Annotated in this window: 17 protein-coding genes; 4 read left to right on the top strand and 13 right to left on the bottom strand. The window is 59.4% G+C overall.

Going from position 1 to position 17204, the window contains the following annotated elements; all coding sequences use genetic code 11:
• Positions 1-58: 58 nt before the first annotated feature.
• A complete protein-coding gene (gene cysK / locus ACI5FR_RS21300; RefSeq protein WP_405458037.1) occupies positions 59-994 on the top strand; it encodes a cysteine synthase A in 936 nt (311 codons plus the stop codon).
• A gap of 41 nt (positions 995-1035) precedes the next feature.
• Here the strand turns inward: cysK and ACI5FR_RS21295 are convergent, their stop codons facing one another.
• Genes ACI5FR_RS21295 through ACI5FR_RS21285 form a run of 3 tightly spaced genes read right to left on the bottom strand, consistent with a single transcriptional unit; the run spans position 1036 to position 4486 of the window.
• Positions 1036-1611, bottom strand: a complete 576-nt coding sequence (locus ACI5FR_RS21295) for a histidine phosphatase family protein (protein WP_405458035.1) — start codon at positions 1609-1611, stop codon at positions 1036-1038.
• 35 nt (positions 1612-1646) lie between these two features.
• Entirely contained in the window at positions 1647-3656 is a 2010-nt protein-coding gene (locus ACI5FR_RS21290) for an ATP-binding cassette domain-containing protein (RefSeq protein ID WP_405458033.1), read from the bottom strand.
• On the bottom strand, positions 3653-4486 hold the full coding sequence (locus ACI5FR_RS21285) for an ATP-binding cassette domain-containing protein (RefSeq protein WP_405458031.1): 834 nt from the start codon (positions 4484-4486) through the stop codon (positions 3653-3655). Before ACI5FR_RS21285 ends, ACI5FR_RS21290 begins: the two co-directional genes overlap by 4 nt.
• A gap of 102 nt (positions 4487-4588) precedes the next feature.
• Between ACI5FR_RS21285 and ACI5FR_RS21280 the strand changes: the two genes are divergently transcribed.
• A complete protein-coding gene (locus ACI5FR_RS21280; protein WP_405458029.1) occupies positions 4589-5191 on the top strand; it encodes a biotin transporter BioY in 603 nt (200 codons plus the stop codon).
• A gap of 90 nt (positions 5192-5281) precedes the next feature.
• Positions 5282-6235 carry a phospho-N-acetylmuramoyl-pentapeptide-transferase gene (mraY, locus tag ACI5FR_RS21275; RefSeq protein ID WP_405458027.1) on the top strand — a complete coding sequence of 318 codons (954 nt, stop codon included), beginning with the start codon at positions 5282-5284 and terminating at the stop codon, positions 6233-6235.
• Positions 6236-6244: 9 nt separating this feature from the next.
• On the opposite strand, the gene ACI5FR_RS21270 is transcribed toward mraY, so the two are convergent.
• From ACI5FR_RS21270 to ACI5FR_RS21245, 6 genes are all read right to left on the bottom strand, one after another.
• Entirely contained in the window at positions 6245-6724 is a 480-nt protein-coding gene (locus tag ACI5FR_RS21270; RefSeq protein ID WP_405458024.1) for a hypothetical protein, read from the bottom strand.
• 89 nt (positions 6725-6813) lie between these two features.
• Positions 6814-7446 carry a uridine kinase gene (gene udk, locus ACI5FR_RS21265; protein WP_405458022.1) on the bottom strand — a complete coding sequence of 211 codons (633 nt, stop codon included), beginning with the start codon at positions 7444-7446 and terminating at the stop codon, positions 6814-6816.
• 34 nt (positions 7447-7480) lie between these two features.
• Positions 7481-7870, bottom strand: coding sequence for a kinase-associated lipoprotein KapB (gene kapB, locus ACI5FR_RS21260; RefSeq protein ID WP_405458020.1), 390 nt, complete (start codon positions 7868-7870; stop codon positions 7481-7483).
• A gap of 16 nt (positions 7871-7886) precedes the next feature.
• Entirely contained in the window at positions 7887-8210 is a 324-nt protein-coding gene (locus tag ACI5FR_RS21255; RefSeq protein ID WP_405458017.1) for a thioredoxin family protein, read from the bottom strand.
• Complete coding sequence (locus ACI5FR_RS21250) at positions 8207-8746, bottom strand: hypothetical protein (RefSeq protein ID WP_405458015.1); 540 nt, start codon at positions 8744-8746, stop codon at positions 8207-8209. The genes ACI5FR_RS21255 and ACI5FR_RS21250 overlap by 4 nt, the downstream gene beginning before the upstream one ends.
• Before the next feature lie 142 nt (positions 8747-8888).
• Positions 8889-10505 (bottom strand): ABC-F family ATP-binding cassette domain-containing protein, encoded by a 1617-nt coding sequence (locus tag ACI5FR_RS21245; protein ID WP_405458014.1) that lies wholly within the window; start codon positions 10503-10505, stop codon positions 8889-8891.
• A gap of 196 nt (positions 10506-10701) precedes the next feature.
• Here ACI5FR_RS21245 and ACI5FR_RS21240 point away from each other — a divergent pair, with 196 nt between their 5' ends.
• On the top strand, positions 10702-12132 hold the full coding sequence (locus ACI5FR_RS21240; protein ID WP_405458012.1) for an NAD-dependent malic enzyme: 1431 nt from the start codon (positions 10702-10704) through the stop codon (positions 12130-12132).
• A 154-nt stretch (positions 12133-12286) separates the two neighbouring features.
• On the opposite strand, the gene ACI5FR_RS21235 is transcribed toward ACI5FR_RS21240, so the two are convergent.
• The 4 genes from ACI5FR_RS21235 to ACI5FR_RS21220 all read right to left on the bottom strand — a co-directional run bounded on the left by ACI5FR_RS21235 (position 12287) and on the right by ACI5FR_RS21220 (position 17200).
• Positions 12287-14227, bottom strand: coding sequence for an ABC-F family ATP-binding cassette domain-containing protein (locus tag ACI5FR_RS21235; protein WP_405458011.1), 1941 nt, complete (start codon positions 14225-14227; stop codon positions 12287-12289).
• A gap of 156 nt (positions 14228-14383) precedes the next feature.
• The gene (locus ACI5FR_RS21230) at positions 14384-15946 is read right to left on the bottom strand and encodes a DUF6382 and FHA domain-containing protein (RefSeq protein WP_405458009.1); all 1563 of its coding nucleotides are present in this window, start codon (positions 15944-15946) and stop codon (positions 14384-14386) included.
• 16 nt (positions 15947-15962) lie between these two features.
• Complete coding sequence (locus ACI5FR_RS21225) at positions 15963-16502, bottom strand: A24 family peptidase (protein WP_405458008.1); 540 nt, start codon at positions 16500-16502, stop codon at positions 15963-15965.
• 23 nt (positions 16503-16525) lie between these two features.
• Positions 16526-17200, bottom strand: coding sequence for a TadE/TadG family type IV pilus assembly protein (locus ACI5FR_RS21220; protein ID WP_405458006.1), 675 nt, complete (start codon positions 17198-17200; stop codon positions 16526-16528).
• Positions 17201-17204 lie beyond the last annotated feature (4 nt).

The following is a 17204-nucleotide window of genomic DNA, read 5'->3' as shown; positions in this document are numbered from 1 at the left end:
TAATGTCATGTATAGGGATAGGATTAGTGAGATATTAACATTACGGATGGTGATCACATTGGCACGAATTGCGGCGAATTTGACGGAGCTGATTGGCAATACCCCCATGCTTGGGCTCTCGAACTACAGCCGGGCCGTGGGACTTGAAGGCCGGCTGGTGGCGAAGCTCGAATATTTCAACCCGGCAGGGAGCGTCAAGGATCGGATCGGGTACGCGATGATCAAGCGTGCGGAGGAAGAGGGCCGGCTCACTCCGGACTCCGTCCTGATCGAGCCGACCAGCGGGAATACCGGCATTGCGCTCGCGTTCGTCGCCGCGGCCCTCGGCTATCGGCTCATCCTGACGATGCCGGAGTCGTTCAGCGTGGAGCGAAGAAACGTGCTGCAGGCGCTTGGAGCCGAGCTCGTGCTTACTCCAGGGCGAGAAGGCATGGCCGGGGCGATCCGCAAGGCCGATGAGCTCGCCTCGCAGATCCCGAACGCGTTCATTCCGCAGCAGTTCCAGAACGCGGCGAATCCCGCCGTTCATCGCGAGACGACAGCGGAGGAAATATGGCGCGATACGGACGGACAAGTCGATCTGTTCGTGGCGGGCGTCGGGACGGGCGGCACCGTCTCCGGCGTAGGCGAGCGGCTGAAGGCGTACAAGCCTTCCGTGCATATCGTTGCGGTAGAGCCTTACGACTCGCCTGTGCTCTCAGGAGGCAGTCCGGGAGCGCATCAAATCCAGGGGATCGGTGCCGGCTTCGTGCCGGACACGTTCAATCGGAGCGTTGTAGACGAGATCGTCTGTGTGAAAAATGAGGAAGCTTACAATGCGTCCCGCCTGTTGGCGAGGACGGAGGGATTGCTTGTCGGCATTTCTTCGGGGGCTGCCGTTCACGCGGCCTCGCAGCTGGCCCGTCTGCCCGAGCATGCGGGCAAGACGATCGTAGCGCTGCTGCCGGATACGGGCGAGCGGTATTTGTCCACCCCCCTCTATGCCAGAAGCTGAGGGGCAGGGGGATGCAGGCTGACGCTCAGCCTGCGCCTGCACTAAGCGAGCAAGTGTCTGGTGCAGTTGAACAGCTCGCACTCCCAGCCTGCGGGCTGTTTTCTTACGATGGTGATCGACGTGTTGTTCAATAAGGCGGACGTATCGACTTGAGGGACGAGTTTTCTCAATGTCGATCCGATAAAGCCTCCGTGGGCGACCACTAATATTCTCAATCCCGGGTGACGTTCGGCGATCAAGTTGACCGTGTCCAGCCCGCGGCTCTCCACTTGCTCCTTGGTTTCGATGCCCAGGTCGAGGTGACGCCAGTCTTCGCCCCACTTGGCTACGATCTCCTCATGCGTCATCCCTTCGATCTGTCCCAAGTTCACCTCGCGCAAGCGCCGATCGACCTCAACGGGAAGACGCTTCAAGCTCGCGATCGCTTGAGCCGTTTCCCGGGCGCGGCCCAAATCGCTGGAATACAGCAGGTCCCACTGCTCATGCTGCAGCCGAAGAGCCAGCTTCTCCGCTTGGCTGCGGCCCTCCTCGTTCAGCGGTATGTCGCTATGCCCTTGAGCGCGTCTCGACAAATTCCAGTCCGTCACGCCATGCCGGATCAATCCCACAATCGTCATGCTTCTCCACTCTCCCTTTGTACGTTGGATGCTGTCTACTCCATTATACGAATTAGCGCAAGCAAGAGAAAGGCGGCAATCCCGACCAGTACGCGGATATAATCCGCTAGGGCGAACCGCTGCCTGCTGTACGGCGAGGCGGGCGACTCGAGTCGCGGGGCCGGGTAGCCCCGCATCTCCATTGCCGTTGCCGCGGAGTCGGCCAGTCGGAACAGCGACAGGAGCATGGGGATCGCTGTGGCCGGCAGCTCCCAAAGTCGAATGGTCCCCGGCTTGGATCGTCTCCGACCTCGCGCGCGGGCAATGCGGGCAAACCTCCCCCATTCCGAGCGAATAAGCGGAATGAAGCGCGTCAACATCGCCACGTACAGGGCGATCGGCTCGATCGGCAGCTTCCATCGGGCCAGACCGGACAAGCTGCGCTCAAGGGCTTGCTTCAAGGTAAGCGGACTGTATTCCAAAGGCAGCAGAACACCCACAGCCATCATAAACAGGAACCGCAGCATGGACTTCAGCGTCTCTACTGCCTCCGCAATGGAATAGCCGTCCCAATGGAGGCCGGCGAAGGCCACCGTGAAGCTCATGAGTCCGGCGAACGGCAGCAGCAGCTTGCTAACGGTTCGGAACGACACCGTGGAGCGCGCCACCGTCCAGCCTGTGACTGCTGCCGATACGGCCAAGCCGAGCCTGCTCGTCTGGAGCAGCATCCCGATCGACACCAGGGTGGTGTAGAGCCAGGCCGCTCTTGGGTCGACGCGGGCTGCCGGAGGGGCGGGAGTCCGTTCTGGCGCGGCAGTGGCCAGGGCGGGCGACAGCTCGGGCGCCTCTCGGGCGAGCGTAGGCGCGGGTACGACGGTGGCCGGGGCGGGCGACAGCTCGGGCGCCTCTCGGGCGAGCGTAGGCTCGGGCGCGAAGGTGCCGTAGGCGGGCGACAGCTCGGCCGCCGCTCGAGCGTGCGAAGGCTCGGGTGCGACGGTGCCGCCGGTGGACGCAGGCGTGGGCGCAGCGGGCTTGACGCTATCGGGCGCGGGCGCGGTAGGCGTGGCGCGGGCGGGCGCGGACGACGCCGGGCCGTCCGCGGCTTCGCGCCGCGAGCGGCCTGCCGGCGCAGCCGCGGCACTGCGCTCGCGCGCGGCGAGCGCGCGGGCGACCGCGTCGGCGACGCCGGCCGGGGCCATCGCGTACCCGGCCTCCGCGCCGCCCGCGGACGCGCCCGCGAGCCCGCGCGCGCGCAGCCAAGCCGCCGCCCGCACGCGCTCGGGCAGCGCCAGCCCCGCCTGCGCCAGCACGGCCGGCGCAGCCACCAGCTGCTCGCGGCGCATCGCCGCCGCGAGGCGCCCGCGGACGAGGATCAGCACCTCGTCCGCCAGCGGGAGGAACGTCTCGAGATCGTGCGTGGCCAGCACGACCCCGAGACGTTCCTCCCGCGTCCACCGCCGCAGCTGCTGCGCGAAGCGGCGGGTGCCCTCCGCGTCCAGCCCGGCGGACGCTTCATCGAGCAGCAGCCACCCGGGCGCCGTCGCCAGGGTGGTCGCCATCGCGACGCGGCGCTGCTCGCCGCCGCTTAGGGCGAACGGGTGGAGCGCGAGCGTCCCCCCGGGCAGCCCCACCTCGCGCAGCGCAGTAGCGGTCTGCGCGGCAGCCTGGGCGGGCGGCAGCTTGAGCGGCCGCAGCGAATAATCGAACTCGCCCTGCACCGTCCGGGCGAACAGCTGCTGCTCGGGAAACTGGAACATCATCCCGATGTCTGCACCTACCAAACCTGCGTGCCGGGGGTCATCCGATTCTACCTTCCCCGCTCCGCCCACATCCGGAACGTGCTTCACCGTCCCTTCATCAGGCGTCACAAGACCGCCCAGCACATCCAGCAGCGTCGACTTGCCCGACCCGACGGTGCCGAGGAGCAGCGTCAGCTTGCCCGGCTCCAGCTCGCAAGAGATCGAATCGAGGCGTTTGCCGGAACCTTCCCGATCGTCCCGGCCAGATGACCGGTTATCCCCAGAGTAAACGGTAACCCGATCCACAAGGATGCGATGTACACTCACGGTAGCAGCACCTCCAGCTCCGCCTGAAGCGCCTCCCATGTGAGCGGTTGCCCAGGAAGCGTCACCCCGCGCCGCTGAAGCTCAAACACCGTTTGCACAACAAAAGGAGGCTCCAGCTGCAGCCGTTCGCAAGGGGGCTCCTCCCCGCTGCCGTCTCCATAAAAAAAGGCCCTCACGTCCCCGTCGTACACCAGCTTCCCTTCCTGCATCGCGACCACACGGGTAGACCAAGCCAGCTCTTCCATTGCGTGAGTTACCCATACGATTGCGACTCCGCGTTCTTGCAAAGCTAGGGCACATTCCAGCAGCCTCTCACGCGAGAGAGGATCCAGCATTGAGGTCGCTTCATCGAATACGATAAGCCGGGACTCGGCCGCGATACAGCCGGCGACGGCCAGCAACTGCTGCTGTCCGCCCGACAGCTCCGCCGTTCGCGCATACCGCTGCTCCAGCAAACCGATTGCGTTCAACGCCCGAACGAGCGGCTCCTCTTGGGCTTCCCATGCCACACCGGCCAGCTCCAACGTAAATCTTACGTCCTCGTCGACGGTTTCGCCGATGAGCTGCCCTTCCGGCTGCTGCATGACCATCCTCACACTGAGCCGGTTCGTTCCGTCCTCAGCCGTCCAGCCCCGATCGATCCCCCCGGCCGATACCGGCAGCAGGCCCGCCAATACCCGGGCCAATGTACTTTTCCCGCTCCCGTTCTTCCCGACGAGGGACACCCATTCACCAGGTCCGATCGCAAGCGTAATCGCATCCAAAGCTCTCTTGATCGGTTCCTGACTAGAGAAGGCCACCGAGACCAGGTTCAATCGTAAGTGCTGCAAAATTCGCTCTCCCCCTCTAGTCAGTCCAAAATAAGTGTGCTACAATGCCAATTGTTAACCACGTCATGATGAATAGGTTAACAAATAAAAGGAGGCTTGGCAATGCAAACTTCAGCTTTCAATTGGAGCATCCGAGGCATTACATATGCCGCATTATTCGGCGCGTTGTTCGTCGCATTCACCTTCATCCAGATTCCGCTCGGCTTCACTCCGGTACAGATTACACTCGCGAATTTTGCGATCATGCTGACCGGCGCCTTGCTGGGAGGGGTGTACGGCTTTATTAGCATCGGTGCCGTCGTCCTGCTCACCGCAATCGGCTTGCCGCTCGTGCATGGTGCAGGGGGAATCGCGCTGCTGACCGGCCGCACCGCCGGATTCATCTGGGCTTATCCGTTCGCCGCCCTGTTCATCGGGCTCATCGCTTCTCGGATTCGGGGCCGTGGCTGGAAATCGTTCGTGCTGCTTTTCCTGACCATTGAAATTTCCGGCTCGCTTCTGCTCTATGTGACCGGGATTCCTTGGTTTGCGCATGTCACGCATTATTCTTTGGCCAAATCGTTGTCCTTGAGCTGTTATCCGTTCCTGCCGGGCGATGCCGCCAAAGCTTTGCTTGCGACCCTTATCGTCCACCAGATCCGGGTGGTGTTCCCGGAAGGCATCCTGACCCGCAAGAGCAGTCCCGTTGTCCCTCTCGACGCCTAGGCGGAAATCGCATATACGGTCAAGCAGGAATATTCGTCCCGGCTATGGAAATAGACTAGAATAAGCCGGAAACGAGAGGATTAGATCCCGATGGCCACGTCTGCGATGGGCATTTCCGCCCTTACTTTTATTGCTGTAGCTGTTCTGACCCCAGTACTCATATTAGCTTTGCGCTATTTCAAGCTGACCCAGCCGATTCGAGCGGAGATGCCCGCGGGGATTCAAGCCAAGAAGGGCACCCCGCTCATGGCCGGCTTGATCCTGCTGATCGGCAGCGCAGCGGCGTACATAGCGAATCCGACCCCTTGGACGGCCTTTCTGGGCTCGTCCTTCTTGCTGTTCAGCGTAGTCGGATTTCTCGACGATTTCAAAAAAGCAGCCTTCCAAGACCCATCCGGCATCTCCGGCCGGGCTAAGCTCGTTCTACAGTTTTTGTTCACGGGCGTGCTGCTCTATATGTTGTTCGAGCACTTCCAGCTCACTTCCGACATAACCTTGATCGGCGGATATCAGCTTGCCTTGCCCACTTCGGCCTATATCGTGCTCATGCTGCTGTTCGTCGTCGGTTCCGCCAACGCCATCAACTTCACGGACGGCTTGGACGGGTTGCTCATCGTGGTGGCCCTTCCTACCTACATGTTCTTCTTCGCCATCACCGAGAAGCCGGAGGTCGAGCTCTTTTGTCTAGCCATGATTGCCAGTCTCCTCGGCCTGCTCATCTATAACGCGTTCCCGGCCAAAGCGTTTATGGGGGATACGGGTTCGCTCGCCATCGGAGGATCGCTCTCCTTCCTCGCCATCCTGGAGAAGGTGGAGCTGCTCATCCCGCTCCTGTTCTTCGTCTACTTTGCCGAGCAGCTGTCGGTCATTTTGCAAGTCTGGTACTACAAACGGACCAAACTGCGCATCTTCCGCATGGCGCCGATTCATTATCATTACAGCATGAAATACGGGTGGACCGAGAACCGGATCGTACTCGTCTTCGGATCCGTCTCCTCCCTCTGCGCCCTGCTTAGCTGGGTCATCTGGTACTTGTGGATGTAGGTTGCCGCGCTATTCGTCGCCCTCGCCGAGTTTACGATCGATCTCTTCCAGCATCCGCTTTACCGATGCTTCATCCACCTGGCCGGATGATTTGAACGCCCGCATAATATCGGCCATTTCTTCGGCTTTCCGCTGCTTGTCGGCTTCCTCCCGGAGCTCGCTCGGGTCGAACCAGACGTAGCTGCCGTCCGGGCCGTTCCTCAGGAATGCCCGCGTCCAATGGTCCGGGTACCGATACGATTGTTCGCCGAATACATAACTGAGCACATCGTCGCTGTCCAGCGGCAGCAGCTGATGGAACGTCTCCTCCGTCCCGTCGGCCACATGCAGATGACGGTAGCTATAGTGCAAGTAATGATCACCAGTTTCACGATCCTTAACGATCTCGTACAGCTCGTTCTCGTCCGCTTGAAGCGTTTTGACCGACTCGATCCGCTCCTGCAGCGCGTCTTGCGGCACTTGACGCATGTCCTTCCATGAAGCTGTCATAATACCCTCCTGTAGTCGATCTCGTGTAATCCTCCCCGTGCTGCCATACAAAAAAACAGGGCCGGCAAGCCCTGTCCACAACCCTTCCTTCAGCGCCTCTCTGCCGTTGCCGCCAAACCCAAGTACGACTGGACTCTCGAGGTCAGCACGCCGATCGCGATCTCGTTGCGGCCGCCTTCCGGAATAATCAGATCCGCGTACCGTTTGGACGGCTCGACGAACGCATCGTGCATCGGCTTGACGGTATCCAAATATTGGGCGCAGACCGACTCCACCGAGCGTCCCCGCTCCTGCATGTCCCGCATCAGCCGGCGCAGCACCCGAACGTCCGGGTCCGTATCGACGAACACTTTGATGTCCAGTTCGCTCCGAAGGCTCGGGTCGGCGAACAGCAGAATCCCTTCCAGTACGATGACCGAAGTAGGGGCCACCCGAATGGTCTCCGACTTGCGGCTGTGGGTGGCGAAATCGTACTGCGGCATGTCGATCGGCCGGCCGTTCCGCAGGCTGCGCAGGTGTTCGAGCAGAAGGGCGCTGTCGATCGATTCCGGGTGGTCGTAGTTGATCCGTTCCCGCTCCTGCAGCGTCAGATGCGGGTTGTCCTTGTAATAAGAATCCTGGGACAACAGCACGACGGAATTCGGTCCCAGCTCGTGCACCAGTCTTTCCGCTACTGTCGTTTTACCCGATCCGGTCCCGCCGGCAATCCCTATGATGAGCATTACTCGCTGCCTCCGCGTCGTTTAATTCTGTGGATTAGTTCTGTGGAAAATAGTCTTGCTTCAGCGCCGCCAACTCATGCAGCGAGCGGTCCGCCCAGGCCCGGGTACGCTCGAGCAGCCGGATCTCCGCCTCTATCGCCTGTTGGAGCGATTCCTGATAATCGGGTACGGTGCCATGATAAGGATGAATCGCCTGCTTCGGAATCCAGGTCTTCTCGCGGAACGAGAGCGCTCGGCGCTGATGGAACAACGCCACCTGGGTCTCCATCGGGTTGTGCAAGTCCCCTTGCTCGGGATGCTTCACGACTGCGGCGATCTGGACAAGCGCGCGGGGCGGCGCCCATTCGAGCAGCTGGGCGATATATTGCCCGGTCTTGTATTCTACTAATGCTAAGGCTCCGACAGGAATCGGTGAATCTGACATGGCTCGGTCTCCCTTCCTATGCTTTCGTGAATCCGTCTGCCTCCGGGAAGAGGAATCGGTAGACGTGATCGATCGATTTCATGGCGTATAGCCGGTCCGCCGGTTGACCCCGCTTCAGCCGGAGCAGGCAAGGCACGCTCGTAATCTCCCACCGGCGCGTCAATTGAGGCAAGAAATTGATATTGGCTTCGTAGAGCAGGACGTCCGGACGCATCTGTTCGAGAATATTCAGCATGCGCCGAGCGGCCGCGCACGTCCCGCATAAGGGAGTGTAGACGAACAAGTAGAGCGTCTCCGGCGCCTCCAGCTGCAGCAGCTGCCGTTCGGTCAGCTCCTTCATCCCGTCTCCCCCGCGGCATGATGCGGCTCCAGCGCCTCAAGCGAATCGACCATGACATCCAGCAGCTCCGGGAAGTCGCTCCAATGGCCTTCATCGATTTTGCGGTTGAAGGAGCACCGAATCTCGTTCGTGAACAGCCGGTCCCGTCCGGCCTCCGCATGGTAGGGGTACGAGACGGTCTGCCGGATGTCCGGGCGGTGGTCCCAGATCGCTTCCAATTCCCGTTGAATCGTGTGGCAGGCACTCCCGGTCTCTTTCATCTCCAATGTAAACTTGATCTCGAGCGAACACCCCGGCGTGGCGTGTTTCCACTCCAGCTTCTCTCCCGCCAGGTCCGCAAGTCCCGCGATCAACCGCAGCTCGCCGGTGCACTTGCCGTCCTTCAGCCGGAACCGGATGACGTAAGCTCTGGACATGTCCGCCAAGTCCACGAGGTCTTGACGACCGACGACCAGTATCACGCCTTCCAAATCCAAGTCATAGACCGCTCCTTCCATGACGACCTTCAGGTTCTCGAATATTGTGGGATCAAACATAGCCGCCCGCCCCCCGTCCTCTATGGATCGTTTTGGCTAAATTATAGCAAACGAGCGGGCAAAATGGAAAACATTCGGATCCGGATTCCGCCAAAAATGAAACAAGGGAGCCCGGGGCTCCCTGTTGCGTTCAATGCTCCGCTTAGCTGTACATCGCTTCGCGCTGACGCTTGATGTCCTCGCTGGCGAGGTATTCGTCGAATGTCGTCATCTTGTCGATCAACCCTTTCGGGGTAATCTCTATGATGCGGTTCGCGACGGTTTGTACGAACTGGTGGTCATGCGAGACGAAGAGCATCGTCTCGTCCGTTTCGATCAGCGAGTTGTTGAGTGCGGTGATCGATTCGAGGTCCAAGTGGTTGGTCGGCTCATCGAACAGCAGGACATTGGCGCCGGTCAGCATCATTCTGGACAGCATGCAGCGCACTTTCTCGCCCCCGGACAGCACCGAAGCCTTCTTCTGCGATTCTTCGCCCGAGAACAGCATGCGTCCCAGGAACCCGCGGATGAACGTCTCGTCCTGGTCCTTGGAATATTGCCGCAGCCAGTCTACCAGATTCAAGTCCACTCCTTCGAAGTAAGAGGAGTTGTCTTTGGGGAAATACGCATGCGTCGTCGTAACGCCCCACTCGTACGTGCCGGAGTCGGCCTCCTGCTCGCCCGTAATGATCTGGAACAGCATCGTTTTGGCGTTGCCGTTCGGACCGACGAGTGCGATCTTGTCGCCCTTGTTCACGACGAAGCTGATGTTGTTCAGCACGACTTCGCCGTCCACGGTTTTGTTCAGCCGGTCGACTGACAAGATGTTTTTGCCCGCCTCCCGCTCCGGCTTGAAGTTGATGAACGGATACTTCCGATTGGAAGGACGAATGTCTTCCAGCGTGAGCTTCTCGAGCTGCTTTTTCCGCGAAGTCGCCTGCTTGGACTTGGACGCGTTCGCACTGAATCGGGCGATAAACGTCTCCAGCTCCTTGCGCTTTTCTTCGGTCCGCTTGTTCTGGTCTCGCGCGAGCTTCAGGGCCAGCTGGCTCGACTCGTACCAGAAGTCGTAGTTGCCCACGTACATTTGGATTTTGCCGAAGTCGATGTCCGCGATCGCGGTACATACTTGGTTCAGGAAGTGGCGGTCATGGGAGACAACGACGACGGTGCCTTCGAATTTGCCCAGGAAGTTCTCGAGCCAGTTGATCGATTCCAGATTCAAGTGGTTGGTAGGCTCGTCGAGCAGCAAAATTTGCGGGTTGCCGAACAACGCTTGGGCCAGCAGCACGCGAACCTTCTGGTTGCCGTCGAGCTCTTGCATCTTCTTGTCGTGCAGATCCGTGCCGATGCCCAGGCCGATCAACAGCTCCGCTGCGTCGGATTCCGCCTGCCAGCCGTCCAGGTCCTGGAACTCGCCTTCGAGCTCGGCGGCGCGCATGCCATCCTCTTCGGAGAAGTCCGGTTTTGCATACAAAGCGTCCTTCTCTTCCATAATAGAAAATAGTTTCTTATGGCCCATTATGACCGTCTTCAGCACTTCGATCTCGTCGAATTCATAATGGTTCTGCTTCAGTACCGCAATCCGTTCGCCCGGGGTCACATGGACTTCCCCGCTGTTCGGCTCAATCTCACCCGATAAAATTTTCAGAAACGTCGATTTGCCGGCTCCGTTGGCCCCGATCAGTCCATAGCAGTTGCCCGGGGTGAATTTAATGTTGACGTCTTCGAACAGAGCGCGTTTGCCATAGCGCAATGTTATGTTAGTAGTTGAGATCATCTTTAAACCGCCTTTCCGTACATTAAAGGAATGCACACATTTTTACATTTTATCATAAAATGCGTTCCGTTCCTAGTTGGGTATAAAGACTGTAATTCCGATTGCAACAATTGGTTTAAAGCGGTGCGCTTCTCAAAGCGGCCGTACATGGTATACACTGTGGGAGTAGTTCACTTTGTCCATCGGGAGGGTCGTCATGGAAAGAGAGAGCAAGCTGATGACAACTGGGAAAAGCATCATTCTGCGACTGGAAATACATACCGACCAAGTGAAATTCAGCGACATCGTAACCGCGATCGTCGAGCTTGGCGGAGACCTGGTGGCCATTGACGTCATCCAGACGAAGCACGATTCCACGACGCGGGATTTGACGGTCACCGTTACGGATTCCGCGCATATTAACTCGATCGTGGATCGGATCAAGCTCATCCGGGGTGTGAAGCTGGTCAACATCTCCGACCGGACGTTCCTGATGCATCTGGGCGGCAAGATCGAGACGAAGCTGAAAGTACCGATTCAAAACCGGGACGACCTGTCCCGTGTCTATACGCCCGACGTGGCCCGCGTCTGCCTCGCTATTCATGAGGAGCAGCGCAAGGCGTTTACCCTTACGATCAAACGCAACACCGTCGCCGTCGTGTCAGACGGCAGCGCCGTGCTCGGTCTCGGCAATATCGGCCCGTATGCCGCTATGCCGGTCATGGAGGGCAAGGCGATGCTGTTCAAGCAGATGGCCGATGTGGATGCGTTCCCCATCTGCCTCGACACGCAGGATACGGAAGAGATTATCCGCACGATCAAGATGATCGCCCCGGCATTCGGCGGCATCAATCTGGAGGACATCTCGTCGCCGCGCTGCTTCGAGATCGAAGAGCGGCTGAAGGCCGAGCTCGATATTCCGGTCTTTCACGATGACCAGCATGGCACCGCCGTCGTGCTCTATGCCGGCCTGATCAGTGCGCTGAAGGTGGTCGGGAAGTCGATCCGCGAGGCCAAGGTCGTCGTGTGCGGCATCGGCGCCGCCGGGATCGCGTGCAGCAAGATTCTTCTGGCCGCCGGCGTCAAGGAGCTCATCGGGGTCGATCGTCAAGGCGCGCTTGTCGCCGGACAAGCCTACGAGAACCCGATGTGGACATGGTACGCCGAGCATACGAACCCGAACCGGGTGAGCGGTTCGCTGTATGAAGTGCTGGCCGGCGCCGATGTGTTCATCGGCCTGTCGGCCGGCGGGCTGCTGAAGCGCGAGCACGTCGCTTCCATGGCGGCGCAGCCGGTCGTATTCGCGATGGCGAACCCGACGCCGGAGATCAGTCCGGAGGAGATCGAGGACATCGTCGGCGTCGTCGCTACCGGGCGCTCGGACTATCCGAACCAGATCAACAATGTCTTGTGCTTCCCCGGCATGTTCCGAGGTGCGCTCGACTGCCGGGCGACGATCATCAACGAGGAGATGAAGCTGGCCGCCGCCGAAGCGATCGCCTCCGTCATCACGGACGATGAGCGGAACAAGCTGTATATCATCCCGAGCGTGTTTAATGACAAGGTGTCCAAGCTTATTCGTGACCATGTCGTCGAGGCGGCCATCCGCACCGGCGTGGCGCGCCGTATCCCGCGCGAGTACCGTTAAAGTAAGCGAAATCCCGATTCCCTGCCTAGGGGATCGGGATTTTTTTGTAAACTCTACAGAGCGGCAACCCGCCTTTTCCTGTGCTCTAGAGTAACTTTTTTACTTTTCAGAATCGCGAGAGGCTTTCTCCGGTACATTTTGCACTCTGCCTAAGCTACCCCTTGTTGCGCTCGATTTGCTCGACGAACTCGGCCAGCTCGCTCCAGCGCTCCATCGCACGCTCAAGCTCCTCGCTCAGCTGCTGCTCCTTATCGTATAAGTCCCTTACCTTGTCATAATCGCTCCCGGCTTCGGCGATACCCTGCTTCGCCGCTTCCAGCTGTTCCTCCAAATCGGCGATCCGTTGCTCGATGCCGTCCCATTCCTTCTGATCCTTGAAGCTCAGCTTGCGGAGTGGCGCGGGTGCGCTTACGCTTGCGGAAGCGGAAGCTGCCGCCGGCTCAGCCGAGGCGGATTTGGCCGTTTTGCCCTCCGCAACCGCGCGTTCGGCTAATTGGTCGGCTTGCTTCTGCTCCAGGTAATCGGAATAGTCGCCGAAGAACGGCCTCACGATCCCGTTCCCTTCGAAACAAAGCAGCACCTCTGCGGTCCGGTCCAGGAAATAGCGGTCGTGCGAGACCGAGATGACCGTGCCGGGGAACGTCTCCAAATATTGTTCCAGGATCGTGAGCGTCTGGATATCCAAGTCGTTGGTAGGCTCGTCGAGCAGCAGGACGTTCGGCTCGCCCATCAGAATGCGGAGCAAGTACAGTCGCCGGCGCTCACCGCCGGACAGACGGTCGATCGTCGTCCACTGCTGATGCGGCGGGAATAGAAACCGTTCCAGCATCTGCGAGGCGGAGATCGTCTCGCCATCGGTGGTACGGATCACCTCCGCCCCTTCCTTCACGTAGTCAATGACGCGAAGTTTCGGGTTCATGTCGGCGCTCTCTTGCGTGTAATAGCCGGCCTTGACCGTCTGGCCGGTCTCGAGCGTGCCGGACGTAGGCTGCAGCTGGCCGGCGAGCAGATTCAGCAGCGTAGACTTCCCGCTGCCATTAGGCCCGATCACGCCGATGCGGGCGCCCGGCTGGAACAAATAACTGAAGCCGCTCAGCAGAGTGCGGCCGTTCATCTGCATGGTGACGTCGCGAAGCTCGTACACCTTCTTGCCGAGCCGGCTCCCGCCGAGCGCCATGTCGAGCTTCTCGCCCGGCCCTTCGCGTTCTTGGTCGCGCAGCGTCTCGACGCGATCGATCCGCGCCTTCTGCTTCGTCGTGCGCGCCTTGGCGCCCCGGCGCAGCCAGGCGAGCTCGCGGCGCAGCAGATTTTGCCGCTTGCTCTCCGACGCGGCCTCCTGCTCTTCTCGCTCGGCCTTCTTCTCCAGGAAGACGGCATAATTGCCGTCATAGCTATACAGCTTGCCCCGGTCGAGCTCGAAGATGCGGTTCGTCACCCGGTCCAGGAAATACCGGTCGTGGGTGACGAGCAAGAGGGCGCCGGGGAAGCGAAGCAGCACCCCTTCCAGCCACTCAATCGTCTCGTTGTCGAGATGGTTCGTCGGCTCGTCCATGATGAGCAGGTCGGCCGGTCGGATGAGCGCCCGAGCCATGGCGACGCGCTTGCGCTGGCCGCCGGACAATGTCCCGACGGATTGGCTCATGTCCTGGATGCCGAGCCGCGACAGCACGGTCTTCGCTTCCGTCTCGGCTTCCCAAGCATGCTGCGCGTCCATCCCGGCCTGTGCCTGGAACAGCTTCTTCTGCAGAGCTTCGCTGCCGGGATCCCGCTCCAACGCAGACAGCGCAAGCTCATAGTCGCGGAGCGCCCGCATCAGCGGCGTATCGCTGTGGAACACCTGCTCGAGTACGGTGCCTTCCGCTTCGAACTCGGGGTTCTGCGGCAAATATTCGACCCGCATCGTCTTCGCGGTCATTACCTCGCCCGAGTCGGGCGAATCAAGCCCAGCCAGAATGTGCAGCAAAGACGACTTCCCCGTCCCGTTGACGCCGATCAACCCGATCCGCTGCTTCTCGGCGATTGTGAACGAGATTCGGTCGAACAGCACTTTCTCTCCGTAGCTTTTGCTCAACTGCTCGGCATGTATGATCGTCATGGAATAGTCCCTCTAGCTTTCCGTAAGTTGAATAAGTCAGTATACACATTAGCATTGACAGTTCTCATTGTAGCGTTTAGCGCATGGTTTGTCATGTCGTCGCCGACGAAGCAAAAGGCTATTGAGGAGCGTCTCCCCAATAGCCTTAACTGCCCTTCATTCCTGCTTGATTAGAAATTGGGTCCGGATAACCCGGAGCGTATCCTCGGGACTCAGCGGATATGCTTTGTAAGGCGCCATGCGCTCCCCGTTCAACAGAGTCCCATTCGTCGAGCCAAGATCTTGGGCAAAATAGGCGTTTCCCCTCCGGATCAATTCCAAATGATGCTTGGATACGCCCGATTCCTCGAGGGTGTAGTCCGCTCTCCCGTCCGATCGGCCGATGAGAAACGATTCCTTCGTCAGTTGTACCGACTCCGTCCTCCCATCAACGGTAATATCCAGCCGATACGCAAGCGAACCACCGAGCGATCCCAATGCGGCTTCGATAACACTCGGCTCCAGGACTACGGTGGCGGTTGGAAGCCGAGCCGGAGCCTGAGATGCTCCGGCTGATTCCGAAAATGAGGGCGGCGGATTCCAAACCGAACGTGAGGTTTCCCCAACGTCAACCTCTAGCGCGTCGAAGCTGGGCGCCGCTTCAAGATAGGCTGCTCCAGTATCCAGCTCCCCCTTGGCGGAGGAGTTACCGAATAACCAGGCAGGGCGCGTTTTGATCGTCCATCCTATGCCAATCACGACGCCCCCGCTAATTCCGGCCATAACGACGAAGCCTGTTGTAGAGGAGACTTCCGAATAAAAGCTCCAGGTCAAAGCGAGAACGGCAACCGCGATTACCGCCAGATACAGCTGTTTTTTTCGGTCCGACACTGCTCCGGCATCCGATGCAGTCGACTCCACTTTTGCGTCGCCCCGTCCTTTCCCGTCAGGAAGCAGCCCGGTTTCTCCTGACATGTCGATCTCATCCTTCATCTCCCGGATCCTGGTCAACCAGGACAACCGCTTCGGGGACTCCCCGTTCCCCTTCTTTTCCTCCTCCACAGGGTTAATAACCGGGATCCAAGCGGGCCTAATTGAATCAGGAGCAATGGAGTTCGCTCCAGGTAGAGACGACCCCCTAGGAGTCTCCGTCGCCGCCGCAGGATGCTCCAGCATGAGCGTCAATAACAGCTCCTTTAACTCAGGCAAGCGCATCGTATCCTCCCGCAATGCGGCCAGAATACGCGGAACGCTCGTCCCGGCCATCGACTCCACGGAACCTAGGCATAGAGCGGAGAGCCCTTTCAACCGGTCCTGGATCGATTTTTCGGCAGAATGTCCAACCACGGGGACGAACGGGAAATACATATCCGTGATGTCCGCGCCGGTAAACAAATACTCTGCCTGGAGCAGCAGCCGGTCCTCGCCCAACATATACCCTTCGCAATCGGCCAAGGCGGAAACGGCGTTCAACAGCATGTTCAAGTACTGCCGCTGGGTCAGCGATTCACGCCGCAACCGGTCTGTGAGCCGCTTCTTCCCTTGAATGTCGAACAGCAAACGGATACGTCCATCCATCTCTTCTATGTGGACAGGGAGCAGCCGCGGAATTTTATTATGCTGCAGCATCTGAACCTCGAGAGAAATCAGATCCGTACGGGACCATGCCGGGTCGCGGTCCACCAGCAGAAAGCCTCCCTTCTCGGCGGTAAAATCGAATTGAAGCTCGAAGACACTCATTTTTTGCCTCCCTTTCCTAGAACGACGGATATCCGAGCGTCCACCAAGTCAATCCGATCGCCGGCGCAACGGCGTACATGAATGGAAAGTGAAGCGGAGCCGTTCTCGATCCCCAACCCGAGGCAGTCAAGGCACGGAGCTCTCTCCACATCCAGAAGCGGAACAACACGGCGAGCACGGTGCCGATACGGCTCAAAACCTCCTTGCGCCAAACAAGTATCGCAAGTCCGACCAACCCCGCGCACAGCAGGGCATTCATCATGCCGTACAGCACGAACGGCAAGCCGGCGATCGACCCAATCGCGCCAAACAGCTTTACATCCCCCGCCCCGACAGCACCAAACGCATAGAAGACGAGCATCACAGACAAACCCACGACTAAGCCTGCAGCCGAATCCAGCAGTCCGGACAGCCAGCCGTTCTCACTGCACACGGGCGACACCAACAACCCTGTAAAAATACCGGGCACAGTAATCGTGTTGGCGATCCTGGATTGCCGGACGTCCTGTACAAAAGCGGCGATAAGTAACACCAACAACGCTATCGAAACGGCCACAGCTGCTTCTCCTCCACTCCTCGTTAACTGCCGACCCACAGGCGTTCAAACACTTGCTTTCGAAGCGTGATCGATTTCCTGTAAAAAGGGATCGGCAGCCTCACCTCATACTCGGCGGTAATGCCGATGAACGCTTCTTCCCTGCTGCCCAATTGAGGCAAATCAACATCGACCACCTTAAGACGGTCCGCGCTTAACGCCGAAGGATCCGCACCCTGAATGACCAATTGGCGAAACACGGCTCGGATAGCCGGATTAAGCCGCTGTTCCTTGAACGCGTCGATTTGATCCTGCGACATCGTCTCAAGCGACTCTCGTTCGGTTTGCTCCCACTCAATCAGCCGCAGCAGGAAATCCGGAATGTACGCCTCGTACCGGTCCGCCAGCAATTCGCCTTGAAGCAGCTTCCCTCTTGCCGAGCTCACTCGGTTCAAAATATCGGTAACTGCGCTGCCGACCCGGCTGGACGCGTACGCGGCACGCGCCTCCTCAGCAAGCAGCTCGGCCGGATACGCATAGGCTACGATCGGCTTCGTCGTCTCGGTCAGCGCCCGCTGAAGCGCAAGGTCCGTCATCGTCAGCTTGATCATGGAGGCGAGCGCCAAGATGAAGCCGAGGAACAACGGCATGACGAGTGCCGCCTCTAGGGCGATTCCACCATCACTGCGTCTCCATATCGTTTGGATGATCGAAACCATACGT

The organism is Paenibacillus sp. HJGM_3, from assembly GCF_045062745.1.
GTDB lineage: Bacteria > Bacillota > Bacilli > Paenibacillales > NBRC-103111 > Paenibacillus_AA.
Note: the sequence above shows the minus strand (reverse complement) of the source record. Positions and strands in the feature narration are given on the sequence as shown.

Bases quoted from the DNA above. Each gene is read 5' to 3' on its own strand.
- ACI5FR_RS21270 (WP_405458024.1), bottom strand. From the start codon at position 6,724: ATGACAGCTTCATGGAAGGACATGCGTCAAGTGCCGCAAGACGCGCTG.
- ACI5FR_RS21235 (WP_405458011.1), bottom strand. From the start codon at position 14,227: ATGACGATCATACATGCCGAGCAGTTGAGCAAAAGCTACGGAGAGAAA.
- ACI5FR_RS21230 (WP_405458009.1), bottom strand. From the start codon at position 15,946: ATGAGTGTCTTCGAGCTTCAATTCGATTTTACCGCCGAGAAGGGAGGC.
- ACI5FR_RS21240 (WP_405458012.1), top strand. From the start codon at position 10,702: ATGGAAAGAGAGAGCAAGCTGATGACAACTGGGAAAAGCATCATTCTG.
- ACI5FR_RS21250 (WP_405458015.1), bottom strand. From the start codon at position 8,746: ATGTTTGATCCCACAATATTCGAGAACCTGAAGGTCGTCATGGAAGGA.
- mraY (WP_405458027.1), top strand. From the start codon at position 5,282: ATGGCCACGTCTGCGATGGGCATTTCCGCCCTTACTTTTATTGCTGTA.
- ACI5FR_RS21255 (WP_405458017.1), bottom strand. From the start codon at position 8,210: ATGAAGGAGCTGACCGAACGGCAGCTGCTGCAGCTGGAGGCGCCGGAG.
- ACI5FR_RS21245 (WP_405458014.1), bottom strand. From the start codon at position 10,505: ATGATCTCAACTACTAACATAACATTGCGCTATGGCAAACGCGCTCTG.
- ACI5FR_RS21220 (WP_405458006.1), bottom strand. From the start codon at position 17,200: ATGGTTTCGATCATCCAAACGATATGGAGACGCAGTGATGGTGGAATC.
- kapB (WP_405458020.1), bottom strand. From the start codon at position 7,870: ATGTCAGATTCACCGATTCCTGTCGGAGCCTTAGCATTAGTAGAATAC.
- ACI5FR_RS21280 (WP_405458029.1), top strand. From the start codon at position 4,589: ATGCAAACTTCAGCTTTCAATTGGAGCATCCGAGGCATTACATATGCC.
- udk (WP_405458022.1), bottom strand. From the start codon at position 7,446: ATGCTCATCATAGGGATTGCCGGCGGGACCGGATCGGGTAAAACGACA.
- ACI5FR_RS21295 (WP_405458035.1), bottom strand. From the start codon at position 1,611: ATGACGATTGTGGGATTGATCCGGCATGGCGTGACGGACTGGAATTTG.